This window comes from Streptomyces sp. NPDC020747 (assembly GCF_044334695.1).
Classification (GTDB): domain Bacteria; phylum Actinomycetota; class Actinomycetes; order Streptomycetales; family Streptomycetaceae; genus Streptomyces.
Genome location: NZ_JBIRTJ010000022.1, coordinates 55,793 through 78,886 on the forward strand (window position 1 = coordinate 55,793; position 23,094 = coordinate 78,886).

At 70.1% G+C, this 23,094-nt stretch carries 25 protein-coding genes and 2 pseudogenes; 14 read left to right on the forward strand and 13 right to left on the reverse strand.

Annotated elements, in window-relative coordinates; genetic code table 11:
• The first annotated feature begins 9 nt into the window (after positions 1 to 9).
• From ACH4YP_RS42295 to ACH4YP_RS42310, 4 genes are all read left to right on the forward strand, one after another.
• Positions 10 to 396, forward strand: a complete 387-nt coding sequence (locus ACH4YP_RS42295) for a hypothetical protein (RefSeq protein WP_398496501.1) — start codon at positions 10 to 12, stop codon at positions 394 to 396.
• 16 nt (positions 397 to 412) lie between these two features.
• The gene (locus ACH4YP_RS42300; protein WP_361061237.1) at positions 413 to 1,045 is read left to right on the forward strand and encodes a bifunctional 4-hydroxy-2-oxoglutarate aldolase/2-dehydro-3-deoxy-phosphogluconate aldolase; all 633 of its coding nucleotides are present in this window, start codon (positions 413 to 415) and stop codon (positions 1,043 to 1,045) included.
• Between the two features lie 148 nt (positions 1,046 to 1,193).
• Entirely contained in the window at positions 1,194 to 2,183 is a 990-nt protein-coding gene (locus ACH4YP_RS42305) for a sugar kinase (RefSeq protein ID WP_361061239.1), read from the forward strand.
• 93 nt (positions 2,184 to 2,276) lie between these two features.
• Positions 2,277 to 2,786, forward strand: a complete 510-nt coding sequence (locus ACH4YP_RS42310; RefSeq protein WP_398496504.1) for an SRPBCC family protein — start codon at positions 2,277 to 2,279, stop codon at positions 2,784 to 2,786.
• A gap of 105 nt (positions 2,787 to 2,891) precedes the next feature.
• Here the strand turns inward: ACH4YP_RS42310 and ACH4YP_RS42315 are convergent, their stop codons facing one another.
• Complete coding sequence (locus tag ACH4YP_RS42315) at positions 2,892 to 3,239, reverse strand: VOC family protein (RefSeq protein WP_361061243.1); 348 nt, start codon at positions 3,237 to 3,239, stop codon at positions 2,892 to 2,894.
• Between the two features lie 142 nt (positions 3,240 to 3,381).
• Between ACH4YP_RS42315 and ACH4YP_RS42320 the strand changes: the two genes are divergently transcribed.
• Positions 3,382 to 3,855, forward strand: a complete 474-nt coding sequence (locus ACH4YP_RS42320) for a carboxymuconolactone decarboxylase family protein (protein WP_361061245.1) — start codon at positions 3,382 to 3,384, stop codon at positions 3,853 to 3,855.
• A gap of 259 nt (positions 3,856 to 4,114) precedes the next feature.
• Here the strand turns inward: ACH4YP_RS42320 and ACH4YP_RS42325 are convergent, their stop codons facing one another.
• Genes ACH4YP_RS42325 through ACH4YP_RS42335 form a run of 3 tightly spaced genes read right to left on the reverse strand, consistent with a single transcriptional unit; the run spans position 4,115 to position 6,740 of the window.
• Complete coding sequence (locus tag ACH4YP_RS42325; protein ID WP_398496506.1) at positions 4,115 to 4,567, reverse strand: nuclear transport factor 2 family protein; 453 nt, start codon at positions 4,565 to 4,567, stop codon at positions 4,115 to 4,117.
• Positions 4,564 to 5,877 (reverse strand): alpha/beta hydrolase, encoded by a 1,314-nt coding sequence (locus ACH4YP_RS42330; RefSeq protein WP_398496508.1) that lies wholly within the window; start codon positions 5,875 to 5,877, stop codon positions 4,564 to 4,566. The genes ACH4YP_RS42325 and ACH4YP_RS42330 overlap by 4 nt, the downstream gene beginning before the upstream one ends.
• A complete protein-coding gene (locus ACH4YP_RS42335; protein ID WP_398496510.1) occupies positions 5,877 to 6,740 on the reverse strand; it encodes an NAD(P)H-binding protein in 864 nt (287 codons plus the stop codon). The genes ACH4YP_RS42330 and ACH4YP_RS42335 overlap by 1 nt, the downstream gene beginning before the upstream one ends.
• A gap of 110 nt (positions 6,741 to 6,850) precedes the next feature.
• Between ACH4YP_RS42335 and ACH4YP_RS42340 the strand changes: the two genes are divergently transcribed.
• On the forward strand, positions 6,851 to 7,450 hold the full coding sequence (locus ACH4YP_RS42340) for a TetR/AcrR family transcriptional regulator (RefSeq protein ID WP_361061252.1): 600 nt from the start codon (positions 6,851 to 6,853) through the stop codon (positions 7,448 to 7,450).
• Positions 7,451 to 7,536: 86 nt separating this feature from the next.
• On the opposite strand, the gene ACH4YP_RS42345 is transcribed toward ACH4YP_RS42340, so the two are convergent.
• The 3 genes from ACH4YP_RS42345 to ACH4YP_RS42355 all read right to left on the reverse strand — a co-directional run bounded on the left by ACH4YP_RS42345 (position 7,537) and on the right by ACH4YP_RS42355 (position 11,702).
• Positions 7,537 to 8,583 carry an NAD-dependent epimerase/dehydratase family protein gene (locus tag ACH4YP_RS42345; protein WP_361061254.1) on the reverse strand — a complete coding sequence of 349 codons (1,047 nt, stop codon included), beginning with the start codon at positions 8,581 to 8,583 and terminating at the stop codon, positions 7,537 to 7,539.
• Between the two features lie 177 nt (positions 8,584 to 8,760).
• The gene (locus ACH4YP_RS42350) at positions 8,761 to 10,986 is read right to left on the reverse strand and encodes an MMPL family transporter (protein ID WP_398496513.1); all 2,226 of its coding nucleotides are present in this window, start codon (positions 10,984 to 10,986) and stop codon (positions 8,761 to 8,763) included.
• A gap of 140 nt (positions 10,987 to 11,126) precedes the next feature.
• The gene (locus ACH4YP_RS42355; protein WP_398496514.1) at positions 11,127 to 11,702 is read right to left on the reverse strand and encodes a class I SAM-dependent methyltransferase; all 576 of its coding nucleotides are present in this window, start codon (positions 11,700 to 11,702) and stop codon (positions 11,127 to 11,129) included.
• A 181-nt stretch (positions 11,703 to 11,883) separates the two neighbouring features.
• Here ACH4YP_RS42355 and ACH4YP_RS42360 point away from each other — a divergent pair, with 181 nt between their 5' ends.
• Complete coding sequence (locus tag ACH4YP_RS42360; protein ID WP_361061260.1) at positions 11,884 to 13,059, forward strand: histidine kinase; 1,176 nt, start codon at positions 11,884 to 11,886, stop codon at positions 13,057 to 13,059.
• On the forward strand, positions 13,056 to 13,742 hold the full coding sequence (locus tag ACH4YP_RS42365; RefSeq protein ID WP_398496516.1) for a response regulator: 687 nt from the start codon (positions 13,056 to 13,058) through the stop codon (positions 13,740 to 13,742). The genes ACH4YP_RS42360 and ACH4YP_RS42365 overlap by 4 nt, the downstream gene beginning before the upstream one ends.
• 37 nt (positions 13,743 to 13,779) lie before the next feature.
• On the opposite strand, the gene ACH4YP_RS42370 is transcribed toward ACH4YP_RS42365, so the two are convergent.
• Positions 13,780 to 14,385, reverse strand: coding sequence for a TetR/AcrR family transcriptional regulator (locus tag ACH4YP_RS42370; protein ID WP_398496518.1), 606 nt, complete (start codon positions 14,383 to 14,385; stop codon positions 13,780 to 13,782).
• A gap of 135 nt (positions 14,386 to 14,520) precedes the next feature.
• Here ACH4YP_RS42370 and ACH4YP_RS42375 point away from each other — a divergent pair, with 135 nt between their 5' ends.
• Both ACH4YP_RS42375 and ACH4YP_RS42380 read left to right on the forward strand, forming a co-directional pair.
• Positions 14,521 to 14,979: a cupin domain-containing protein gene (locus ACH4YP_RS42375; RefSeq protein WP_398496520.1), complete on the forward strand. Its 459-nt coding sequence runs from the start codon at positions 14,521 to 14,523 to the stop codon at positions 14,977 to 14,979.
• A gap of 46 nt (positions 14,980 to 15,025) precedes the next feature.
• A complete protein-coding gene (locus ACH4YP_RS42380; protein WP_398496522.1) occupies positions 15,026 to 15,838 on the forward strand; it encodes an alpha/beta fold hydrolase in 813 nt (270 codons plus the stop codon).
• A 494-nt stretch (positions 15,839 to 16,332) separates the two neighbouring features.
• Here ACH4YP_RS42380 and ACH4YP_RS42385 read toward each other — a convergent pair whose 3' ends face one another.
• The 3 genes from ACH4YP_RS42385 to ACH4YP_RS42395 all read right to left on the reverse strand — a co-directional run bounded on the left by ACH4YP_RS42385 (position 16,333) and on the right by ACH4YP_RS42395 (position 18,643).
• Positions 16,333 to 17,289, reverse strand: coding sequence for a DUF4184 family protein (locus ACH4YP_RS42385; protein ID WP_398496523.1), 957 nt, complete (start codon positions 17,287 to 17,289; stop codon positions 16,333 to 16,335).
• A 140-nt stretch (positions 17,290 to 17,429) separates the two neighbouring features.
• Positions 17,430 to 18,308: a hypothetical protein gene (locus ACH4YP_RS42390; RefSeq protein ID WP_398496525.1), complete on the reverse strand. Its 879-nt coding sequence runs from the start codon at positions 18,306 to 18,308 to the stop codon at positions 17,430 to 17,432.
• Positions 18,305 to 18,643: a PadR family transcriptional regulator gene (locus ACH4YP_RS42395; RefSeq protein ID WP_398496527.1), complete on the reverse strand. Its 339-nt coding sequence runs from the start codon at positions 18,641 to 18,643 to the stop codon at positions 18,305 to 18,307. Before ACH4YP_RS42395 ends, ACH4YP_RS42390 begins: the two co-directional genes overlap by 4 nt.
• Positions 18,644 to 18,892: 249 nt before the next feature.
• Here ACH4YP_RS42395 and ACH4YP_RS42400 point away from each other — a divergent pair.
• A pseudogene (locus tag ACH4YP_RS42400) lies at positions 18,893 to 19,195 on the forward strand (response regulator transcription factor); the annotation flags it as partial.
• A gap of 120 nt (positions 19,196 to 19,315) precedes the next feature.
• Here the strand turns inward: ACH4YP_RS42400 and ACH4YP_RS42405 are convergent.
• Positions 19,316 to 20,264: pseudogene (locus ACH4YP_RS42405) on the reverse strand (alpha/beta fold hydrolase).
• A gap of 89 nt (positions 20,265 to 20,353) precedes the next feature.
• Between ACH4YP_RS42405 and ACH4YP_RS42410 the strand changes: the two are divergent.
• The 3 genes from ACH4YP_RS42410 (at position 20,354) to ACH4YP_RS42420 (ending at position 22,666) form a co-directional block, all read left to right on the forward strand.
• A complete protein-coding gene (locus ACH4YP_RS42410) occupies positions 20,354 to 20,944 on the forward strand; it encodes a TetR/AcrR family transcriptional regulator (RefSeq protein WP_398496529.1) in 591 nt (196 codons plus the stop codon).
• A gap of 364 nt (positions 20,945 to 21,308) precedes the next feature.
• A complete protein-coding gene (locus ACH4YP_RS42415) occupies positions 21,309 to 22,133 on the forward strand; it encodes an N-formylglutamate amidohydrolase (protein ID WP_398496530.1) in 825 nt (274 codons plus the stop codon).
• Positions 22,134 to 22,240: 107 nt separating this feature from the next.
• Entirely contained in the window at positions 22,241 to 22,666 is a 426-nt protein-coding gene (locus ACH4YP_RS42420) for a VOC family protein (RefSeq protein WP_398496532.1), read from the forward strand.
• Between the two features lie 12 nt (positions 22,667 to 22,678).
• Here the strand turns inward: ACH4YP_RS42420 and ACH4YP_RS42425 are convergent, their stop codons facing one another.
• A complete protein-coding gene (locus tag ACH4YP_RS42425) occupies positions 22,679 to 23,065 on the reverse strand; it encodes a hypothetical protein (RefSeq protein ID WP_398496533.1) in 387 nt (128 codons plus the stop codon).
• Positions 23,066 to 23,094: the final 29 nt, after the last annotated feature.

Sequence of the window (23,094 nt, forward strand, 5' to 3'; positions counted from 1 at the left end):
GCGTGGCGGGTGTGTGCAGGGCGAGGCCGACGGAGGGGCGGGCTCTGTCGGACACGGACAGACGCGGGCTTCCGGTTCCTGTGGGCCGCCCACGCCCTGCTCGACCTCTCCGACCGGGCGACGCTGCACATCCGCGACGGAGCGAGTACTCGCCTCTTCCCCGAGGCGGCGCCGCTGCTGGATCGGGCGTGGCGGGCGGGGGCCGCGTGGGTGGAAGGGAGCTGGCCCGCACCCTCCGGACTGCGCCTCGACCGACTCGGTCCGGACGGCGGCACCGCCGTCGGAGGCGTCGTGGAAGCCTCCCGCTGCTGTGTCCACGACCAGGCCGACCGTCTGTCGCTGGCCCCCGAAGCCGACGGGCAGGCAGCCCTTATGAGCGTTTGTGAACCCGCGTGAAAAGGAGAGCTCGTCCATGGATCTGCGAGCGGCCCTGGCCGCCCATCGCCTGGTCGCGATCATCCGCGGCGCCGACCCCGAAGCCTCGGTACGCACCGTGCTGACCCTCGCCGAGGAAGGCGTCGAGCTGATCGAGGTCTCCCTGACCGGCGCGGACGCCCTGTCCGTCATCGAGCAGGCGCGCAAGGCGCTTGGCCCCGACCGGCCCCTCGGCGCCGGCACGGTCCTGACCGCCGCCGACGCTCGCGCCGCCCAGCAGGCCGGCGCGAACTTCGCCGTCACCCCCGCACTCGGTGAAGGCGTCGTCGCGGCACACGAACTCGGCCTGCCGGTCCTGGCCGGCGTGATGACCCCCACCGAAATCCTGGCCGCACGCCCGCTCGGCGCCGCCGCGCTGAAGATCTTCCCGGCAGCCCAGGCGGGCGGCCCCGCCTACCTCAAGGCCCTGCGCGGCCCGTTCCCGCACGAACTGTTCGTGCCCGTGGGCGGTGTCGACGAGGCTGCCGCCCGTGCGTATCTGGCCGCCGGAGCGACCGCGGTCGGAGTCGGCTCGCCGCTGATCGGAGACGCCGCCGACGGCGGGAGCCTGACCGCGCTGCGCGACCGAGCTCGCGCCTTCTTGACTGTCGTACGGAAAGACACGTCGTGACGGAAGCCGCAGCGCACAGCGAAGGCGTACGGGACGCCGCAGACTCAGCCGGAGCCGGAGCCGGAGCCGGAGCCGGAGCCGGAGCCGGAGCTCTCCGCGCCGACTGCCTACCGCCACGACGGGTCCGCTTCGTCCCGGAGGAGAGGTCATGAAGGACGGCTGGAGGCCTGCCGAAGGGCCGGTGGTCTGCATCGGGGAGACCATGGCTGCCCTGGCTCCCGCCCCCTCCCAATCGCTGGAGACCGCCGACGATCTGCGTGTGTCGGTGGCAGGGGCCGAGTCGAACGTGGCGATGTACCTGGCAGACCTGGGGATCCCCGTCTCCTGGCTGTCGGCCCTGGGCGACGACGCGTTGGGGCGACGTGTGCGCGCCGCGGTCGGGGCGGCGGGCGTCGATGTCAGCGGCGTACGATCCGACCCGGAACGGCCCACGGGCCTGCTCGTGAAGGAGCCGACAGGCGCCCGAACCCGCGTCCACTACTACCGCGGCAACTCGGCGGCCTCGGCGCTGGGACCCGACGTACTGGCCGACGACAGACTCCGGTCGGCGTCCGTCGTCCATCTGACGGGCGTGACCCCCGCACTGTCCCCGTCCTGCCGGAGCCTGGTCGTGGAGGCACTCGCCACTGCGCCCGCCGAGCGCCCGTACGCCATCAGCTTCGACGTGAATCACCGCCCGGCCCTGTGGCCGCCCGGGACGGCCGCCCCCGCGCTGCGTGACCTGGCCGACCGCGCCGACATCACCTTCGTCGGTCTCGACGAGGCACAGGAATTGTGGGATGCCGACCTCGAACCGGCCGACGTACGGCAGCTGTTGCCGCACCCGCGCCTCCTCGTCGTCAAGGACGGCGGCCATGCAGCCACTGCCTTCGGGGACGAAGGTGCGTGGACCGTGCCCGCTCTGCGGACGGACGTGGTCGAGCCCGTCGGCGCGGGTGACGCCTTCGCCGCCGGATTCCTGACCGGCCTGTTGCGCGGCGGGGAAATGGAGCGCGCGCTGCGGCTAGGACACATCGCGGCCGCGTCGGCACTCAAAGTGACGGGTGATCATGGCCCACTGCCGGACGCTGCCGGGATCGAACGACTCCTCGGCCTCCCGGCACGCGAGTGGGAGACAGAGGCCGACGGCCGTCCCTGAAAGCCCAGTTCATAGGTGTCACCCTCCGCTGTAGACCTCTGTGCCATGATAGTTACCGGCGAGTAATCAGTGTGCCGGGAGAAGGAGTCCATCGTGGCCCGTACGTTCACCGTGTCCCGCAGCGTCCTCATCGAGGTGCCACCGGCTGTCGCGTACGAGGCGGTCAGCCGCCCTGCCGACATGGGGCGCTGGAGCCCGGAGAACCTCGGCGCGACCGTGCCGGAGCCCGAGGAGCCGGCCACGCTCGGGTTGACTTTCGAAGGGCGCAACAAGCGTGGCGCCTTCCGCTGGGTGACTCGATGCACGGTGACGGCGGCGGAGCCGGGCAGCCGTTTCGCCTTCCGGGTCCACGCGATCGGGCTCAACCGCCCCCGCCTGAGAGGCTCGATCGCCACCTGGGAGTACCGCTTCGAGCAGGATGGCGACGCGACGCGGGTCACCGAGACCTGGACCGACGACCGACGTTCCTGGCCGACCTTCGTGACCAACGTGTTCGACCGCGTGGCCACCGGAGGCCACACGTTCGCGGACTTCCAGGTTCGCAACATCGACAGGACTCTGCGCAACCTGAAGCGGGAGCTCGAAACGGCGCCTCGGTCCTGACGCCGCGCAACGGCACCTCTCCACGAGCGTGCGATCCGCTGCCGCCCTCAGGCCGCTACGTGCCACCAACGTGCCGCCGTGGATCAGGTGGGGCATTGCGCGGTGTCATTGGTGGCTCAGTACATTGACCACCTTGCCGTTGGGGTCACGGACGAAGAACCGGCGTACTCCCCACTCCTCGTCCCGCAAGGGGTGCACGATCTGCGCGCCGCTCTCTCGCATCGCCGCATGGACCGCGTCCACGTCGTCCACCTCGACACTCATGTCGGGCATGACCGGTGCGGTCTTGTCCTGGCTCATGAAGGTGACTTGCGCCGTGGGATTGGAAGGGGAGGCGAGCGTCATGACCCAGCCCAGGTTCATGACCTCTTCGAACCCAAGGAGGCCGTAGAAGTCCCGGCTCTCCTCCATGGCCTCCGATCGGATGTCGGGCATGACTCGGCGGATGGACATGGGCGACTCCTGCTGACGGGCGAGAGCGGACGTGCCCCCGATTCTCCCCTACCGAGACGCGCGTCACATTCGGCGATGTCACATCTCGCCGGGCCGGCCCGTCATAGAGGTGTATCCGCCAACAACGGCAAGGGAGTGCACCATGGAAGCCCGTCTGAACCTTTTCGAGATCCCGCTCGCGGTCAAGTCGCTGAAGCACATCGTCTCGGCGGGCAAGGTGATGGGGGAGTCGACGCTGCCGGCCGCGACCCAGGAGCTGGTCAGGCTGCGGGCCAGCCAGATCAACGGCTGTGGCTTCTGCACCGACATGCACACCAAGGACGCCGCCCACGCGGGGGAGTCCTCGGTGCGCCTCAACCTGGTCGCGGCCTGGCGTGAGGCCACGGTGTTCACCGACGCCGAGCGCGCGGCCCTGGAACTGACGGAACAGGGCACCCGCATCGCCGACGCGGCAGGTGGAGTCACGGACGAGGCCTGGGCGAACGCCGCCAAGTACTACGACGAGGAGCAGCTCGCCTCCCTGGTGTCGGTCATTGCCATCATCAACGCCTTCAACCGCCTGAACGTCATGGTCCAGCAGCCCGCCGGCGACTACCAGCCCGGCCAGTTCGGGTGACGAGGGGCAGCCGACTGGGGCCCGTGCCTGCTTCGCACGGGCCCCAGGGTCAATGCAGTTGAGGACCTATCCGGGGACCGGGGTCCGGAGGACCGGCCCGGACGACGACTTCAGTCCTCCGGAGGCAACGACGGTGTCTTTTGGCTCGGGTCGGTGGTGCCGGGTTGGCCAGGGCTGCCGGCCACGCGACATCCTGAGCGCAGGACGAACGCCTTGGACGGACGTGCCGGACGGACGTGCGGGGCCGGACGGTGCCGGCTCAGTGGGCGGGGTCGAGGACGCCTCGGTTGCCCTCGGCCCAGGCCGGTCGCACGGTGATCCGGGCGATGAGCCAGCGGCCCTCGGTGCGTATCAGTCCGATCTCCCCGGCGGCGCCGTTGGACCACAACGGGCCGTCCTGGGCGGCTTCGCGGCGCAGCCACGTGAGGATGTTGACGCTCGCCGTGGCGCGGTCGCCGTCCAGGTCGACCAGCATCGTCGTCGCCGCGTGCATCGTCGAGTCCAAGGGGTCGAGCTGCTCCCGGTAGTGCTTGGTCTGCTCCGCGGCGGTGCGTGACTCCGGTTCACCGCCCAGCATCGCGGTGTAGTCCGATACGACGGTTTCCGCGAGCAGGTGCTCGACGGTGTGCCAGTCGCGGCGGTCGAAACCCCGGACAAGCTGGTGGACGGCGTCCTGAATCTCGAACCGGTCGCTGATTTCCCGCAGGTTCATGAGGTCTCCACAAGGTGTTGAGTGCTGGTGCTGGTGCTGGTGCTGGTGCTGGTGGTGTGGTCGTGCCGGCTGTCGTCGGCGTGGCCCAGGGTGGTGTCGAGCCAGTCGAAGACGCGGGCCATGGCCAGGCGTTCGGCGCCGGCGTGGCCGTGGGCGTCGGCGCCTTCGGCGGCGGTGAAGTGCTGCAGGTGCGCGGGGGCGGTGAGGCGGTCGTAGAGCTCCTGGGGCTGGGGCTTCGTCGTCCCGTCCCCGGCGAAGAACAGGTCGTCGCCCGCCGAGCAGACCAGCACCGGGCAGTTGACGCGCTCGGCCACCCCGTCGCGCAGGTGGTAGTCCAGATAGCGGGCCAGGAACTCCCGAGAGGTGGCGCTGCCGGTGGCGTAGCGGCCGTGGCCGAGCGCCCACCGCAGGGTGGGGCTGTCCGCCGCGGCCTGTTCGAGCAGGTCGTCGAAGGCCGGGTCGTGATCGGCGCGGGTGCGTCGTTCGACCTCCGCGCGGGGCATGGGCAGCAGTCCGGTCAGCGCCTCGGCGGCGTCGTACACACCGTCCACGACGACCACGGCGGCGAGGCGCGGTTCATGCGCGGCGGCCCGTGGTGCGAGCATCCCGCCCAGGCTGACGCCCATCAGCGCGACCCGGTCGTGGTCGATGCCGGGCAGGGTTCCCAGGTGGTCGAGGACCGGGCCGACCACGTGCTCCCAGTCGGGGCGCAGGACCAGGCCGCGGCGGTGGATCGCGCTGGGCTGCCCGGGCCCGTCGAAGGACAGCGCGTTGTACCCGCGGTCGAGGGCGGCCAGCCCGCCCAGGTAGTGCAGTTCCTCGGCGCTGCCGTCGAAGCCGTTGTGCATCACCAGCGTCGGACGCGGGGCCCCGTCGAGGGAGGGCCGGTAGAACCAGCCCTCCAGCACGGTCCCCTCGTACGGGATCCGCACCGGCTCGATCACGGGCTGATACAGACCCGCCGCCGTCGCGAAGCAGGCGGCACCGCGCTCGTAGGCGTCGTTGATCCGAGGGTCGTCGGGGTCGCCGTGGAGGAAGAACTCGGCGGTGCTGTAGTACGTCGCCGCGCGGAGCATGCCGTCGCGGGCGCTCACCCGGTGTCCGGCGTTCAAGCTGGTCTCGGCCTGTTCGGCGACCCGGTCGGCGGTAGTTCGCCACGCGTCGTGCCAGCTGTCGTAGTCGCCGGAGGTGATCGCCTCGGCGGTGGTCAGCACCTCGCCGATGTCGGATCCGCCGTAGGCGGCGTGTCCGAGGATTCGCAGCGTCTCGAACCAGAACTGCCGGTCGTCGGCGAACAGCACGGGGCGCATCAGGCCACCGCCGGCGACGGGTGGGCCGAGTTGGTCCGGTGGGCGTCGATCAGGAAGTCGCGGAACGAACGAGGCGCTCGGCCCGTCACGTCCCGCACGGTCGTGGTGACGCGCTCCTCGCTGCCTCCGGCGATCTCCTGGTCCATCGCGGCGAGCACGCGGGCGTAGTCATGGGGCACTCCGCTCGCCTCGATCGCCGCGGTCAGCTCCTCGACCGTGATCGAGGTGTGGTGCACCGCCGTGCCGGTGACCTCGCCGACCACGGCGGCGGCCTCGTCGTAGCTCAGGGCCTGCGGGCCGGTCAGGATCAGCTCACCGTCGGGGATCGGCTCCCCGAGCAGCAGCTGACCGGCGACGGCGGCGATGTCGTCGGGGTCGATGAAGGCAACCCGCCCGCGACCGGTGGCGGTGGTGATCCGCCCGTGCTCCCGGATACCGACCGCGACGGGGTGGCTCCCGACGAAGTTCTGCATGAACCAGGAGGGCCGCAGCACCGCCGCCTCCGGGACGCGGGCCCGTACCAGCGGCGGCAGGGCACCCAGTCCCGACGCCGAGTCGGTGACCGCGGACGAGCTGAGCAGTGCCACCCGCCGGGTGCCGGCCGCGACGGCCCTGTCGAGGAAGTCACCGACGACCGAGGCGGGGTCGGAGTCACTGAGCGGCGCCACCAGGAACACCCGGTCCACGCCGTCCACGGCTGCGGCGAAGGTGCCCGGGTCCGCCCAGTCGAAAATCACGTGCTGGTCGTCGCCGGCCACCGGGTTCCGGCTGGCCGTTCGCACCGCCACGCCCCGAGTACGCAGGAACGCGGCGACCCGCCGGCCGGTGGTCCCGGTTCCGCCTGTGACAAGAACAGTAGGCATGAGTTGGTCCTCCCCATTTATCTGGACGGGACGGTACCGTCCCGTCCGTTCCACTGGACCGTAGCACACGGCCGGGACGATACCGTCCCGTCCTGAGCTAGGATGAGTGCATGACGAAGCCCCGACGCAGCCCTACAGGGGCCGCAGTGTTCAATCAGGCGGTCACCGATGTCATCACCGAGGCGGCCATCGACCTGCTGGTGGAGTCGGGCTATGCGCGCGTGACGATGGACGGCGTGGCGAAGCGCGCGGATGTCGGCAAGAGCGCGATCTACCGGCGCTGGCCGTCCAAGCTGGAGATGATCGTCGCCGGGCTCGTTCGGCTCAGCACTCCGATAGGCCCGGCCCCGGACACCGGGTCCCTGCGCGGTGACGTGCGAGCGGTGATGCAGGCCGCCTTCGACTGGCTCAGCGACCCGCGCATCCGGGCGGTGCTGCCCGACCTGATCGCCGAGTCCGACCGCAACCCCGTGCTCGCCGAGGCGGTGGCCAAGCACGTCACGGGTCCGCGTGTGACGTGGGCCTACGCAGCGCTGCACCGGGCGCGCGACCGGGGCGAACTGGCCGCCGACGACGTCGACCTGGTCCTGGACATGACCATCGCACCGGTGTTCTGGCGCCTCACCCACGACCGGCCGGTGGACGACCGGTACCTCGACCGGCTCACCGAGTTGACGATGGGCGCGGTGCAGCAGAACGTCGACTCTTGACCCACCGACGCCGAGACAGAGCGAGCGGACCGTGGCCAGGCGTTCCCTTGAAGGCCGGGCTTCCTGTGGTCCGCCCGTCCTGAAGGTCAGCCCTCCCGCTGCCCTTTGTCGACCTGGACGACCCCCCAGTCGATCAGGCTCCTCGCACAGTCGACAACGGTCTCGGCCGCCGGCCGGGGCTGCCAGCCCAGGACACGCCTCGCCTTCTCGGTGCTGTGGCGGTTGCGGCGCCCGAGGGAGACGGTGATCGCCCGAAGCGGGCGGTCGAACAACGACGCGAAACGGACCACGAAGTCGGGCAGTTGACGCGTGGGCACCTTGGCCCCGGCCGGACCGAGCCCGGCCCGAAGCGCCTGAGCCACCTCCCGCATCCAGGTGAACTCTCCCGTGGCCAGAAACCGCTGGCCCGCGGCTTCCGGCGACGTCATCGCACGGATGTGGATGTCCGCGAGGTCGCGGACGTCGACGATCTCCAGCCCGATCCGTGGAGTACCCGGCATCCTGCCCGCCACCATCCGCTCGATGATGCGGACCGAGCCGAGGTTGCGGGTGGTGAGGATCGGGCCGAACACGGCGCCGGGCAGAATCGTCGTCAGCGTGGTCGAGCCCTCGTCGTCGGCGACGAAGTCCCAGGCCGCCTTCTCGGCAACCGTCTTGGACCTGCGGTAGGGGATCAACGTCGGATCGTCCGGATCGGTCCACAACGTCTCGTCGGTCACGCCCTCCTCCGTATAGGAGGACGGGCTCGCGGCGTTCGCCGCGGACGTCATCACCACCCGCTTCACACCGGCCGCCGACGCCGCCCGCAACACGCGCAGAGCGCCCTCCCGGGCCGGGACGATGAGCGCCTCGGCATCGCGCGAGTCCTCGTCCCCGAGCGGGGAGGCCACGTGCAGCACATGGTCGACGCCCGCCACCGCGGCATCCCACCACTCGTCGGCGGTGAGGTCGGCGACGGCGAAGCTCAGCCGGTCGCCGGGAGCCGTCACGGTCGACACCGCGTCGCGGACCGCCTTCTCCTTGGCTGGGCTGCGCACCGTCGTGCGGACCTCGTAGCCGCGCTCGAGCAGCGCGACGATGACCCAGCCGGCGACGTATCCCGTGCCGCCCGTGACCAGCACTTTCTCCGTCACTGCTCTTCCTCCCTCAGCCGGCCGAAGCGGCCGAACGTGGATCCCGCCGCAGCCAGTGGCATGGCGACCTCTCCGGCCCTCTGCACTCTCATGATTTCGGTCCTCTCCCGCTCTTGCCGGCGGTCGGCCACCAGACGTGTGATGGCCGACCGGATGTCTCGTTGCCGCAGTGGCGCGTCAGGCGCGCACAGGCGCTGGGCTGGGCGGGGCCGGGGCGTGGTGCTCCGGGTGGCCCTCGACGTGCAACTGCGGCAACCCGCGGTCGAGTCGGCGCGGGATCCACCAGTTGAATCGGCCGAGCATGTGCATCGCCGCCGGGACCAGCAGGAGCCGTACGACGGTCGCGTCGAGGAGGATGGCTGCCGCCATACCGACGCCGATCAGCTTCAGGACCACGTCCGGGCTCGGCACGAACGCCACGAACACCGCGATCATGATTGCGGCAGCGGCGGTGATGACCCGACCCGTACCGGCGAGACCCTCCGTCACCGCCCGGGCGTTGTCACCGGTCCGGATCCACGATTCGCGCACCCGGCTGAGGAGGAAGACCTCATAGTCCATGGACAGCCCGAACAGCACCGCGAACATGAGGACGGTGACGAACGGCGGCAACGGTGTCGGGGTGTCGATACCGATCAACTGCCCTGCCCAGCCGCCCTGTAGGACCAGGGCGACCACCCCGTACGAGGCTGCGACGGACAGCAGGTTCATCACGGCGGCCTTGACCGCCACCGCGATGCTGCGGAACGCGACGAGCAGCAACAGCATCGACAGCAGGACGACCCCGATGATCAGGTACGGGATGCGGCCGGCCAGATCGGTGGTGCTGTCGATCGACGTCGCCGCGGTCCCGCCGACCAGGACCGTCGCGTCCGTACCGTCGATCGCCGCCGGGACGGTGGTGTCCCGCAGGCGGTGCACCAGATCCTGCGTTGCCTCGTCCTGCGGACCGGTGGTCGGCGTGAGGGTCAGGACGGCGGTGTCACCGGCCTGGTTGAGCAGTGGTGGCGAGACCGACGCGACGCCGGGGGTGTCGGTGGCGGCGGCGCTCAGCCGGGTCAGGACCGAGTCGTCGCCGTCGGGGAGCTGGACGGCCAGGCGGACGGGCCCGTTGGCGCCGATCCCGAACCCGTTGGAGATGAGGTCGTACGACTGCCGGGTCGTCGTCTCGGCCCGGTTGTTGCCCGCGTCGGGGAAGCCGAACTGAACGTTCAGGAACGGCACGGCCAGCGCCAGCATCGCGGCCAGGCCCACCGCCCCTGCCGCGTACCGGTGGCGCTGGACGAGCCCGCTCCACCGCAGCCAGGCCCGGCTCGGCTTGACGTGCCCGTCGGCGCTCACCACGGCCGTGCGGCGGCGACCAGGCAGCCTCAACCGGTCGACGTGACGACCCAGAAGGCCGAGCAGCGCCGGGAACAGCGTCACACTCGCGGCCAGTACGACCAGGACCCCGACGATCGCCACCAGCGCGGCACCACGCATGTACGACAGACCCATGGCGAACAGGCCGAGCAGGCTGACGACGACCGTGACGCCGGCGACCACGACCGAGCGTCCGGCCGTGTCGAGCGTGGCCACCGTGGCCGCCTCCGGATCGAGCCCGGCCGCCCGCCACTCACGGAACCGGGTCACCATCAACAGGACGTAGTCGATACCGATGCCTATGCCCAGCATGGCCGCGAGCGACGTCGACCACTCGGGCGCGTCGACGAACCGGATCACCACACCGGTCAACGCGCCGCTGACCGCCAGCCCCGCCACCGCCACGAGCAACGGCAGCCCGGCCGCGACCACGCTGCCGAAAGTCAGCAGCAGGATCAGGGCGGCGACCGCCAGCCCGATCGCTTCCGAGCCGATCGAGCCGCCCTCGGCCAGGAAGATCGCCTGCCCGCCGAGCGCCACCCGCATCCCGGCCGTACTGCTCTCCTCGGCGACGTCGATCAGCCGGGTACTGTCCTCGACCGGCATGTCCGTCGCGTTCACCACGTCCAGGCGCAGGTTCGCCAGCAGCGTGCGCCCGTCGGCGGACACCGCGCCCAAGGTCGCGTACGGATCGTTGACGCCCGCCACGTGCGGCACCGAGGTCAACTCGTCCAGCAGCTCGGCCACTTGCTGCCGGACACCCGCGTCCCGCACGCCGGCGTCCGCCTGCACCACGACCGTGACGACCGCGTTGGACTGGCTCGGGAACCGCTGCTCCAGCACCATCTGGGCCTTCTTCGAGTCCGATCCGGGTGCCGAGTAGTCCGCGGTGAACTCGCCCGCGAACGTCGCCGACAGCGCCACGGCCGCCACCAGCCCGGCCAGCCACAACAGCAACACCCGGCCACGACGCCGGTACGCGAACCGGCCCAACCGGCCCAACGGACCCACCACCGGGCTCCGGTCGTCGATGTCTGCCATCACAATGCCTCGCCTTCACGTGCCATCAGGACTTCTCATCGCCCGCCCGGATCACCGGGCTCAAGCACCGAACCAAAGCCGAGCCAAGTCACCGGGGCGGACCGCGCGGGCCGATCAGCGGACCGCATCTCGAAGGCGGGTCACCACGCCGGACGACGGCAGTGGTAGACCAACGCCGGCGGCAGGTTGCCCCACACCGTCCGGCCCACCACGACCTCGTCGAAGCGCGACTCCAACGACCGCAGCAGCCGCCGCGCAGGACTCGCCCAGCGGGCATGCACGTACGCGAACGTCGTGAAGGCCCCGGACTCCGACAGCCCGCCCATCACCGCTGCGAGAACGGCACGGCGCTCGTTCTCACCGAACGCACCCCACGGCAGGCCGCTGACGATCACATCGGCCCGCTCGATGCCACGCTCGCCGAGCACTCCGGCGAGGCCCCCGGCGTCGGCCCGCGCCACGTCCACCCCCGGATGCCGGGCCGCCAGCCGCGCGGCGAACCGCTCGTTGATCTCCACGGCGATGTGCCGGCCCCGGCCGCCGAGACGATGCTGAATGGCACCGGTGAACGCGCCCGTTCCCGGGCCCAGCTCGACCACCACCGGATCTCCGCTTCCCGGCACCGGCGCCGTGACCACCCGAGCGAGCGCGCCGCTGCTCGGCGCGACCGCCCCCACGGTCAGTGGACTGCGCAGGAACTCTCCGAAAAACGTCACGTCATGTGCCCTTCGTGAACGGCCGCCGCGAGACACGCGACGACGGTGGTCAGGGCATCGACGCTAGGGAGAAGCACCCCGGCCGGCTTCGTGCCAGGGGCCGCAGCCGCGGCCAGAAGGAGGAGACGGGGCGACCGGTCGGAGGAGGGGGCCGTCGGCGATCGCGCCGTAGTCTGGCCAGGTGGAGAGATTCCGTGCTCGATGGTCCCGGCTCGACGCCGCGACCGTGGCCGTCGCGGGCGGGCTCGCGGCCGTGAGCATCGTCCTCGGTCCACCGTCCGGGGGAGGGGCCACGGAGTGGTTCCTGGTCGGGACGGCTGCGGTGGCGCTCGGCCTCGTACGCCATGTACCTCTGACCGTTTTCGCGGCCGAGGTGGCTTTGACCCTCGTCGGTGACGCCGTCCTTCCCGTCTGCAGCCATGTCGCCCCGCTGGCGGGGGTGGTGGCGCTCGGAGCGGTGGCGTACCGGCACCGCTGGCCCGCCACCGTCGCCGCGTACATCGCCGGGTACGCGACGATCCTCGTGGCGTTCGGCAGTGACGACGGCGGGCTGCTGACCGGCGTCGACGGGCTGGTGCGGATCGTCACGCTGGCCCTGTCGGTGGCGGCGCCGGTCGTGTTCGGGTGTTACCTCGCCGGCGTCCGCCTGGCCGCGGCCGTCGCCGAGGAGCGAGTTCGCGACGCCGAGCAGCGGCGGGACGTCGAGACGCAGGCCATCCGGCTGGCCGAGCGGGCCCGGATCGCAGGCGATCTGCACGACCTGGTGGCACACCACGTGTCCGCGATCGCGCTGCAGGCAGGCACAGCGCAGTACGCCGCCACCCACGCACCCGACCCCGAACAGCGCCTGAGCGTGGCCGTCGACTCGTTGGGCGCGATCCACACGAGCGCGGGCCAGGCCCTCGTCGACCTGCGCAGCCTGCTGCGCGTGCTGCGCAACCAATCCGACCAGGCATCCCTGGTCGACCCCGAGCAGATGATCACCGACGCGGTCCAGCGCAGCCGCACCGCCGGACTGCACGTGGTCGCCCACCTCGACGACGGCACGCTCGAGGCACCGCTCACGCTCCGGGTGACGGCCGCCCGCGTCGTACAGGAGGCACTCACCAACGCGCTCAAGCACGCCGGCCCCGGCGCCGAGGTCGAAACCACCGTGGACGTCGACGACACCCAACTGTCGGTGGAAGTGGCCAACTCCGGACCGGTCGGCCCGCATCCCACTCTGCCCGCGTCGGGGCACGGCCTCGTCGGCATGCGCGAACGCGTCGAGATCCTCGGCGGCACTCTGGCCGCCGGCCCCACCCGCACCGGCGGCTGGCGACTGCGCGTCACGCTGCCCCTGGGAGCCCGCTCATGATCCGCGTACTCGTCGTCGACGACCAGACCCTTGTACGCGCCGGGGTCACCCTCCTGCTGCGTACGGCCGGGGAGGACGTGGTCGGCGAGGCCACCGACGGGCTCGAAGCCGTACGCATGGCCGAGCGGCTGCGCCCGGACGTCGTCCTCATGGACCTGCGCATGCCACGAGTCGACGGAATCGAGGCCACCCGCCGCATCCTCAAGACCCTCCCGGCAACGCGCATCGTGATGCTCACGACCTTCGACGACGACGCCGAGGTCTACGGTGCACTGCGCGCCGGAGCCGTCGGCTATCTGCTGAAGGACGGCGAGCCCGACGCGATGCTCTCCGCCGTACGGCGAGCCGCGCAGGGCGAATCGCTTCTCGCGCCCGCGGTCATGGCGCGCGTCGTCCGGCGCGCCGTCCAGTCACACCACCAGGATGTCACCGGTGACACGGCTGACCCGGCGATTCTGGCGACCCTCACACCCCGCGAACGAGACGTACTCGCCCTCGTCGGCCTCGGACAGTCCAACGCCGAGATCGCCGAGACCCTCCACCTCGGTGTGACCACGGTCAAGACCCACGTCGCCTCCGTCACGGACAAACTGCGACTGCGCAACCGCGTCCAGGCCGCGGTCGTGGCCCACCGACTGGGCCTGGTCGACGACGACTTCCGTCTCGCCGAGGGCCTCGAATAGCGATCCGCGGCACTCCGGGGGTCGGCCGCAACGCGCGTTACGCGATCGAGCGCACTGCCGCCTCGGTGAGGGTGGTCGCGGTCCGTACGGCACTGGTGATGGCCTCCTCGGGATCGAGGCCGCACAGATCGGTGAGGGTGAAGAACGCCTCCGCGCTGACGACCACCGCGAGGTCACGCTTGAGCTGGGCGAAGGCGTCCGGCTCCGTCGCGCCGAGCGTGCCCTCCAGGGGGAGGAGCGCATGGTCGATGAGTCCGAAGCGGATGCCGGGGCGCGTGGTCACCGTCTCGGGCCGGGTGATGGTGGCGGCGATCATCGCGCGGACCGAGCCCTGGCGGGTGTGAATGCCGCGCAGCAGGAACTCGCAGGCGAAAGCGACGCGTTCGACGGGGTCCGAGGAGTTCGCGACCGGCGCGAGCGCCTCGGCGGGGGGTGGCCAGACACCGGCGAGGGCCTCGCTGATCAGCGAGGGGAGATCGGGGAAGTACCGGTAGGCGGTTGCCTCGGAGACCAGGGCCGCCCGGGCGATCGCGGGCATGGTCACCTCGGCGCCCGTGCCGATGAGTTCCCGGGCGGCCGCCACGATCGCCATCCGTGTGCGCTGCTTCTGGTTGGTGCGGCCGGTACCCGCCTGCGCCGTCATCGTGGGACTCCTCCTGTTGACTCACACGCATTTTAGCAGTGGGCACTCGTTATGAGAGTTCACTTGCATAACGAGCCTCGGCGTCTCTAGTCTCATGAGAGTCAACTCTCACGAAGCGTTTGCGCAGGAGGAACCATGAGCACCGTTTCCTTGGTCGGCCCGGACGACGGCGAGACGATCCAGCTGGGCCCCACACAGATGCGCATCCTCGAGGACGGCACCACCACCGGGCACCGCCTCGGCATCGGGGAGATCACCCTCGCCCCGCACACCCAGGGCCCGCCGCAGCACCGCCACGCCCAGCACGACGAGGGCTTCTACGTCGTCTCCGGCACCGTGCACTTCACCATCGGGAAAACCACCCACGCCGCCCCGGCCGGCACGCTCGCCATGATCCCGCCCGGCGCCCCGCACACCTTCGCCAACCTCGGCGACACACCCGCGGTGATGCTCAACACCTTCACACCCGACCTGTACGTCCAGTACTTCCGCGACCTGCGGAACATGATCGCCAGTGGCAAGGAACTGACCCCTGAGTCGACGATCGAGGCGATGAGCCGCTACGCCACCGTCCCCGCAACCGACTTCGCGTGACGGCACCCCATCTTCCCTCCGGCACAGCCCACTTGAGGAGCACCGAATGACCCGCAGCACCCACACCATCACGCTCGACCAGGGCACCCTCGACGTCACCGTCGACCTCCAAGGACAGCAGGGGTACCCCTTCCTGCTCCTGCACGGAGGCGGTGGCCCGCAGACCGTCACCCCGTTCGCCGGACTCCTGGCCGAGCAGCGGCCGGCCAGGGTCTTCACCCCCGTCCACCCCGGCTTCGACGGCACCGACCGCCCCGACTGGCTGACCGACGTCACGACCCTGGCCCAGGTCTACGCGCGGCTGCTCGACGTACTCGACCTGCGCGACGTCGCCGTCGTCGGCAACTCGATCGGCGGCTGGATCGCCGCCGAACTGGCGGCCCTGGGCAGCGACCGGATCAGCAGCGTCACCCTCGTCAACGCCGTCGGCATCCAGGTCCCCGGCTATCCGATAGCCGACACCTTCTCCCTGACGCCCGTCGAACTGTCCCGCCTCTCCTTCCACGACCCCGCGAAGTTCCGCTTCGACCCCAGCGCGCTGAGCGAGGCGCAGCGCGCGGTGATGGCCGCCAACCGGGCCACCCTGCAGGTCTACTCGGGCCCGCACGCCATGGCCGACCCCACCCTGACCGACCGCCTGGCCAAGGTCGCCCACCCCATCCTGGTCGCCTGGGGTGCGAGCGACCAGGTCGTGGACGCCGACTACGGACGCGCTTACGCACAGGCCATCCCCGACGCGGAGTTCCGCCTACTGGAGGGCACCGGCCACATGCCCCAGACCGAGACACCCGAGCAACTCCTCCCGGTCCTCTGGGACTTCGCCGCCGCCCACGCCGCCGACCGGCCGCAGCACCACTGACTGCCGGAAGCGGCCGCGTGCCGCGTTTCGTCCACTCCCTTGCTCAGTGGCCTCCACGCCGCCCGAATGTGACAGCTGCCGATCGCCTCGCTGGGGACCTCTGTGGATTCCTCAGGTCTGCCAGGCCCGGCGGGGGAGTGACGGCGCCGTTCGACCGGGCTGGGACGAGCAGTCGGAGAGGTGCGCGAAGGTTCTGGCGCGAGCGGGGGACGAGTTCGTCGGGGATCTGGCCCAAGAAGCGTCGACGGGTGCTGGCCAGATGGGCGGGCTGCGTCGCCTGCATGGCGTGGAGCCCTGACTCGGTGAGTACGGCGTCGCTCTCGGCCGGCGCCCTCCGTCACGCCTCCTTCGCCGAAGCGCCCGAGCGGAACTACCTCGCCTGGAAGGCCGCCCAGATCTTGGGCCAGCGAGCGGTTGAGACTCCGGCAGAACACATCGTCCGGGTCGGCACTCAGGTGCCCGCCCCCGCGCGACGGCCGCGGTCCGGTAGTGGGTCACCCAGAGGGCGGCGGCGTGGGGGACCGGACCGAGAGCGCGGAGCTGGTCCGCTTCGTCGGGCGATGGGCGACAGTCCCGATCTGCCAGGCAGCGGCGTACAGCAGCAGAGCGACCGTGAAGGCGGCGCCCGCTCGCGTGGCGACCCCGGTCAGTACACCTTCGGCGAGGGTGCCCCAGGGAGCCCGGACAGTCCTGGAGGGGTACGTTGTCTCGCTCGCTCCGTCGCCCAGGTCGACGGTGGTGGGGCGGCTGTAGTCCACCTCAGTCACATGGCGGTATGCGTTGAAGTCGGCGCGGGCATGCACAGCACCGCCCAGCACAGGTGACAGGACCAGCAGAGCCACCACGCTCCACCTCGTGACAGGGCCCAGGCGGACTGCGGTGTTGACCTGGGTACGCAGCCGGTCGCGGCGCCGCCAAAGATGCCGGCCGACGACCGTCAGGCCGAAGACGGTACTCACGTACTGCAACAGCCGAGCGACCGTCAGGCCGCCCAGGGCCGAGGCTCGTAGCACCTCCACGTGGGTGACGAGGAAGCCGTCGCCGTGCGTGAAGGCATCCCACGCTAGGTGGGAGGCGATGCCGATCAGCGCGGAGACCAACAGCCACATCGTGTACCGGGCCTTGGCGCGCAGGCCAGTCATCCGCTCGGGTTCCGGAAGACGGAGGCCGGACGGCAGCAGGGCGTTGACCGGGGCGCGCAGCATCCGGTAGGCGGCGACCAGGCCGACGGCAAGGGGCAGGCCGACCAACAGACCCGCATCGAACGAGTGGGTCTCCGTGGCGTTGAGGAGCGGCCCGTACCAGTCCTGGGGGCCGGTCTCCGACACGCCGAGGCGGGCGAGGAAGTACGGGACATCGGGTGCCACGGAGCCCGCGACCAGAGCGGCCGGAACGAACGGCCGGCGCATCAGCGGCAGCACGGCGGCGGGATGGGACAAGGTGAACGGCAACTTGATGGTCTTCTCTGGCCCGAAAGGAACTCACGAATAGAACACCGAGGAGAGTATTCACTTCAACGGACTATCGCAACTGAGCGTGAATCGCCGGCGGGCGGCGGGCGGCGGCCGTCGGTCGGAGAGGTCCGGCTGTGTCAGCGCCGGCGGCGAACCACCTGGAGGCACGCGGTGAGCGCCGCCGCGACCGGCAGCAGGAGGAACAGGCCCAGCACGGGCCGGAGTTCGAGCCAGGCATCGGTGTACGCGTGGGCGACCAGAGGCGAAGAGGCCACCGCCATCGCGCCGAGCTCACGCAGGCCGGAGGAACGGGCGCGCACGGCGAGGACGGCCCCCGTGAGGGCGAGCACCAGCATCGGCCAGGCGCCGTAGTCCGTCGTCACGCCGAACGCCCCGGTGTCCACCACCACGACGGGAAACCATGCCGCGGCCGCCATCGCTGCGGCCGCCGCCGACAGTTGCCTGTCACCACGTCGATCAGGAGGGCAGCTGAGCACGACGGCGACGGTCAGCAGGGCCGCGGTGACAGGAGCGCCCGCCCCCTCGCCGGGCGAGGGCGTGGCGACCACCCACAGCACGGCCGTCCCCAGCAACCCGCACACGGCCAGACCCGCACCCGGCAGCCACCTGCCGTTCAAGGCGATCACCGCACCGAGGCACACCAGCAGTGAGAGCAGCAAGTACAGGGCCCGGGCGCCATCCATCGTCGAGAGCTGGACCCACACCGGGGCGGGCGAGCGAACCAACCCGGCGTACCAGCGCGTCAGGTGCAGTCCGCTGTCCACCGCGCCGGCCGCCAGAGCGAACGGGGCCGCCAAGGCGAAGAAGCGCCCCACGGGTGAGGCCGAGTCCAGGCCCAGCCGAACCCGCACGGCGTGCGCGGCCAGGTCGGCGTCCGCGCGCAGCCGAGCCGTGCGTGGCATGCCTGCCGTCATCTCCCGGTGCACATCGACGATTTCCTGCCCGTAGGCGGCCCGGTACGTGGCTGGATACAGACGGAGCAGGGGATCGGTCATGTCAGCGCCGCCGCCCCGCCGGTGCCCAGACGCCGCTTGACCTCCCGGGCGGTGGCGGCCAGCCGCTCCGCCTCGGCCGCCAGCCGCTCCCGCCCGGCGGGAGCGAGGGCGAAGATCCGGCGTGCCCGACCGCCCACCACCTCCTCACGCTCCACCTGGATGAAACCTTCCGCCAGCAGCCGGTCCAGCGCCCCGTACAGCGCCCCGGTGCGCGGCACCACCCGGCCGTCGGTGATGGTCTTGACCTCCTGCGCGACGGCATATCCGTGCCGAGGCGCATCCGCCAGCGCCGTCAGGAGCAGCAGGGCCAGCTCCTGCATTCCTCGTTCACTCATACCGGCAGAGTATTCCGTCCGACGGAGCTTCCGGCGAACTTCCCGACTGACCTTCCCACCGGCCTCCCCGCGGACCTTCAGAAGGGCCAGATCACCCAACCGTCCTCCGCAGGTACGCACCGAGGCGGGCGTAGGAGAGCAGGAACTTCTTCTTCTTCTTCTCGGCGCTCACGTCGTTGTCGTACCGGCCGAAGTACGGTCTGCGTTCCACCGTGCCGTGCGCCTGGCGTCCTTAACCTGGGTGACCTGGAACCGCCGGACGAGCTGTTCGCAGCCATCCGCAACGCCGCGGCCGGCCGCACCGCACTGTCGGCCCCGGTGGCCGACCGGCTGCTGGCCCAGATGCGCAGCCCGCGCCCCGCCCTCTCCGACCGCGAGCACGAGATCCTGGCCCAGCTGGCCCGCGGCCTGGGCAACCGGGAGATCGCCCGCGCGCTGTTCATCAGTGAGGCGACCGTAAAGACCCACCTTGGACGGATCTACGGCAAGCTCGGAGTGGAGACGCGGGCGGGCGCGGTCGTCGTCGCCAAGGAGCGACGCCTCCTGTCGTGACGAACCTCCACCCGAGCCTGCACGTCTCGGCCCGCCGTCCACGACGGCTTCCCGGACCTGGCCCTGAGGCACCACCAGCCCGCCAGCCTTGAGAGATCACTTCTGACCAGGGGTCGCGAATTACTCGACACGCTCGTGATCGATGAACGCGGTCAACACGTCCACAGTTGCGTCGGGCTGCTCGTCGGGAATGAAGTGTCCGGCCTGTGGGATGAAGGCGCCGGTCGCGTTCTCTGCCCACGGGCTGATGGAGGCGGCCATGTCGGGGATCGAGCCGTGGGAGCTGGAGATTCCCAGGACTGGGACGGTCAAGTGCCCTCGTTCGAGAGCTTCATCATTTTTGCGCGCTGATTCCGCGGCATCGCGGTAGTAGGCGAGAGACGCTGAAAGACCTCCCTCGGCCGCGATGGCGGCGGCGTAGTGGTCGATCTCGGCGCCGTCGAAGGTGTTCGGGGACAGAGCCTTGACCTTCAAGAACCAGTCGACGTAGTCGTGCTCGCGGCCGGTGAGCAGAGTCTCGGGCAGTTCGGGCACCAGGTGGAAGGCGAAGTGCCAGGTCTTCCAGGCCCGGTCGGGATCCGTTGGGATGGAGTCCGGGAGGGTGATTCCGGGAATGCCGGCGTCAAGCAGAGCGACACCATGCAGGCGCTCTTCGTACTTCAGGGCCAGCGAGAAGGCAACCCAGGCCCCGATGTCGTGGGCGACGAGCCAGCACTTCGGCACGTTGAGCGCGGTCAGCGCAGCCTGAACACGCGAAGCGACGGTGTGCGTGTCGTAGCCCCCTTGAGGGCGGTCGGAGTGGCCCTGCCCCGGTAGGTCGATCGCGATCACGTGGAACCGCTCGGTAAGGCCGGGCATCACCTTTCGCCAAGCCCACCAGGTCTGCGGGAAGCCGGCGAGCAGGACGACGGTGGGACCGGCCGGCCGGCCGGCCGCCTTCCACGGCGTGAAGTCGGATTCCCTTCGCGTCGACCCAGCGGTGAGTGAAACCCGCAAGGTCGTACAGCGGCAACCCGGGGACCGGGTTCTGGTCGCAGGAGCGGTTCGGGGCTATGGCGTCGTCGGTCATGTCTTGAGCCTACGATATCTTGAACTAGTTAGTTCAAGATAGGATGGGCAGGGCCACAACGGCTGGTCCAGGAACGAGGTGCATGCGTGATGGCCGGGAAGAAGCAGTTCGACGTGGATATCGCGCTCGACGCGGCGATGGTCCAGTTCTGGCGGGCCGGATACGCCGACACGTCTCTCGACGACCTCTCCAGGACGACCGGATTGAACCGCAGTTCCATCTACTCCTCGTTCGGCGACAAGGACTCGCTCTACCTGCGCTGCCTGGACCGCTACGCCGCGCGGTACGGAAACAGGTACGACGAGGCGCTTTCACGTGCGTCCGAGGAACCGCTCCAGGCGGTACGGGCGTTCTTCGAGGTCACCCTGCAGCGCATCGCCGACCCTGATGTACCTGATGGATGCCTGATCGCCCAGACCGCGATGGCGGCACCGGTGCTCAGCCCCACCATCGCCGCACGCGCGATGGAAGCTCTGGGCTTTCAGCATGCGCGGCTGCGGACCGCCTTGAACGCCGCGCGGTTGGCCGAAGGCGATGCCGACGACTTCGCGGTTCACATAACGGCGGTCAACCAGTCGCTGGCCGTGATGAGCAGGACCGGAGCGAGCCAGAAGCAGCTCCGCACGGTCATCGACATCAGCATGAGCGCGCTCTCGCATGCCTTGCATGCCCGGAGCTAAAGGTTCTCCCGCGATGATCGCGGAACCGAGCACGGAGCTGTTCAAAGGACTGGTGACGTGCTCAGCCGGTGGCTCGTGGAGTGTCCAGAGACCGGGCGAAGTCGGCGAGGGCGCGGAGGCAGTGGTATCTGGCGCGGAGCGCAAGCCACGGCCTTCGTCAAACAGTTCGTCGCCGCCATGGTCCGCGACGGCTTGTAATCCAGTTGCCGCTGGAGGCGCGGACGCTCCCGCCGGATCGTCGCGCGGCACGCACACCCCTCCAGCTCGGCCGGTTGGTGTAGTAGGAGGTGCACATGCCCTGGCGAATGACACCTCACTCGTACCCACACACCCACCCCCACGCGCACGCATCGAGGACTCCCCAATGAACGACGTGTCGGCTTCCTACCGTCTCGTGGCCGGTGCCCCGGACTCCCTTGTGGTCCTGCACGTCCCGCACTCCTCGCGGGTGATCCCGCCGGACGTACGGAGCGGCATCGTGCTCGAAGACGCCGCTCTGGAACGGGAGTTGGACCACATCACGGACTCGCACACCGCCCGGATCGCGTCGACGGCAGCCGAGCGCTGCGCCACAGTGCCCTGGCAGTTCGTCAACCAGTTGTCTCGGCTGGTCGTCGACCCCGAACGGTTCCCGGACGAGCGTGAGGAGATGCTGGCCGTCGGCATGGGCGCGGTCTACACCCGGACCACGCACCGGGAGGAGCTCCGTCCGGCCGATCACCACGGACAGTGGCTCGTCGAGCGCTACTTCCACCCGTACGCGGCCGCCGTTACGGCGGCCGTGACACAGCGGCTGGAGGCAGTCGGACGGGCCGTGATCATCGACGTGCACTCCTACCCGACCGAGCGCCTGCCCTACGAACTGCACGGTGATGGCCCCCGGCCGCCCATCTGCCTCGGCCGGGACGCCTTCCACACCCCGGCCGGCCTGCTGTCCCACGCCGAGAAGGCGTTCGCGGGCTTCGGCGGCATGGGCATCAACACCCCCTTCGAGGGAGCGTACGTCCCGCTGAAGTACTACGGGATCGACCCCCGGGTCAGCGCCCTGATGATCGAGATCCGGCGGGACGTCTACATGTCCGAGCCGGGCGGCCCGGCGGGCCCCGGCCTCGACACCCTCGCGAACGCGCTGGCCGACCTGGTCGACAGGGTCGACATGGCGAGTACGGCCGGCGCGGTACGCCCCTGACGCAGAACTGCTTCCACCACGAACGGGCTGGCCTCCACATGTGGTCCGCCATGGCTCGCCGTTGTCGCCTCCGTCCGGCGGGCCACTGCTCACGGCACAGTGGATACATGAACGCAGATGACAGAAACATTCTGGCCGGGGCACGTGTGGCGACGAGGCTTCCGGCCCAGGACCTGGCCCGGGCACGGCGCTTCTATTCCGAGCAACTCGGTCTTGAGCCCGTCGACGAGCGGCCGGGTGGGCTGCTGTATCGGTGCGCGGGTGTGGACTTCGTCGTGTTCCAATCGACGGGAGCCTCGCCCGGGACCTTTACGCAGATGGCGTTGGAGGTCGACGACATCGAGACGGTCGTATCGGAACTCAAGCGGCGTGGCGTGGTGTTCGAGGACGTCGACGTTCCTGGACTCCGCACCAGGAACGGCATCGCCGAGATCGAGGGGAACTACCCGAGCAAGGGCGCACGAGGTGAACGCGGCGCGTGGTTCCGTGACAGTGAGGGAAACCTGCTGGGCATTGGCGAGTTGGTCTTCTGAGTACAGATGGGATCAGAAGCGGCCATTGACCGACGAGTACAGGGTTTCCACGCTGCGCCGGGTGTCGTCACCCCCGCCGATGAAGCTCGTACGGGGGTTCAGACGGAACGTGCTGCCGTCCGCGCGGCGTATGCGAACGTACGTGTTGCCGGTGTAGGCGCCGTTCATGTGCAGCTCGTTGGGTCTGTTGCCCAGAGCCACCTCGTCGAGCGGATCCGCCCACAGGAGCCCCTTGTCGCGGACCGACCAGTAGGCGCTCTTGACCAGAAGCACCCGACGGTCGGTCACCCCGAGGACGGCACGCCGGAAACCGGCACCGAGGTACCCGGACAGAGCCACCTTCAATGTCTCCTTACGCAGATGGGGGTGCAGGGCTTGCTTCAGCTCGGACTCGATCATGAGGACCCTCCATTGGCCGGTGCGTGCAG

What these genes read in the sequence shown, in the direction of transcription:
- ACH4YP_RS42325 (WP_398496506.1), bottom strand. Translation starts at nt 4,567, where the DNA reads ATGAACCTGCGGGAAATCAGCGACCGGTTCGAGATTCAGGACGCCGTC.
- ACH4YP_RS42350 (WP_398496513.1), bottom strand. Translation starts at nt 10,986, where the DNA reads ATGGCAGACATCGACGACCGGAGCCCGGTGGTGGGTCCGTTGGGCCGG.
- ACH4YP_RS42315 (WP_361061243.1), bottom strand. Translation starts at nt 3,239, where the DNA reads ATGTCCATCCGCCGAGTCATGCCCGACATCCGATCGGAGGCCATGGAG.
- ACH4YP_RS42320 (WP_361061245.1), top strand. Translation starts at nt 3,382, where the DNA reads ATGGAAGCCCGTCTGAACCTTTTCGAGATCCCGCTCGCGGTCAAGTCG.
- ACH4YP_RS42380 (WP_398496522.1), top strand. Translation starts at nt 15,026, where the DNA reads ATGACCCGCAGCACCCACACCATCACGCTCGACCAGGGCACCCTCGAC.
- ACH4YP_RS42420 (WP_398496532.1), top strand. Translation starts at nt 22,241, where the DNA reads ATGAACGCAGATGACAGAAACATTCTGGCCGGGGCACGTGTGGCGACG.
- ACH4YP_RS42410 (WP_398496529.1), top strand. Translation starts at nt 20,354, where the DNA reads ATGGCCGGGAAGAAGCAGTTCGACGTGGATATCGCGCTCGACGCGGCG.
- ACH4YP_RS42395 (WP_398496527.1), bottom strand. Translation starts at nt 18,643, where the DNA reads ATGAGTGAACGAGGAATGCAGGAGCTGGCCCTGCTGCTCCTGACGGCG.
- ACH4YP_RS42370 (WP_398496518.1), bottom strand. Translation starts at nt 14,385, where the DNA reads ATGACGGCGCAGGCGGGTACCGGCCGCACCAACCAGAAGCAGCGCACA.
- ACH4YP_RS42415 (WP_398496530.1), top strand. Translation starts at nt 21,309, where the DNA reads ATGAACGACGTGTCGGCTTCCTACCGTCTCGTGGCCGGTGCCCCGGAC.
- ACH4YP_RS42300 (WP_361061237.1), top strand. Translation starts at nt 413, where the DNA reads ATGGATCTGCGAGCGGCCCTGGCCGCCCATCGCCTGGTCGCGATCATC.
- ACH4YP_RS42365 (WP_398496516.1), top strand. Translation starts at nt 13,056, where the DNA reads ATGATCCGCGTACTCGTCGTCGACGACCAGACCCTTGTACGCGCCGGG.
- ACH4YP_RS42390 (WP_398496525.1), bottom strand. Translation starts at nt 18,308, where the DNA reads ATGACCGATCCCCTGCTCCGTCTGTATCCAGCCACGTACCGGGCCGCC.
- ACH4YP_RS42340 (WP_361061252.1), top strand. Translation starts at nt 6,851, where the DNA reads ATGACGAAGCCCCGACGCAGCCCTACAGGGGCCGCAGTGTTCAATCAG.
- ACH4YP_RS42335 (WP_398496510.1), bottom strand. Translation starts at nt 6,740, where the DNA reads ATGCCTACTGTTCTTGTCACAGGCGGAACCGGGACCACCGGCCGGCGG.
- ACH4YP_RS42375 (WP_398496520.1), top strand. Translation starts at nt 14,521, where the DNA reads ATGAGCACCGTTTCCTTGGTCGGCCCGGACGACGGCGAGACGATCCAG.
- ACH4YP_RS42330 (WP_398496508.1), bottom strand. Translation starts at nt 5,877, where the DNA reads ATGCGCCCCGTGCTGTTCGCCGACGACCGGCAGTTCTGGTTCGAGACG.
- ACH4YP_RS42425 (WP_398496533.1), bottom strand. Translation starts at nt 23,065, where the DNA reads ATGATCGAGTCCGAGCTGAAGCAAGCCCTGCACCCCCATCTGCGTAAG.
- ACH4YP_RS42305 (WP_361061239.1), top strand. Translation starts at nt 1,194, where the DNA reads ATGAAGGACGGCTGGAGGCCTGCCGAAGGGCCGGTGGTCTGCATCGGG.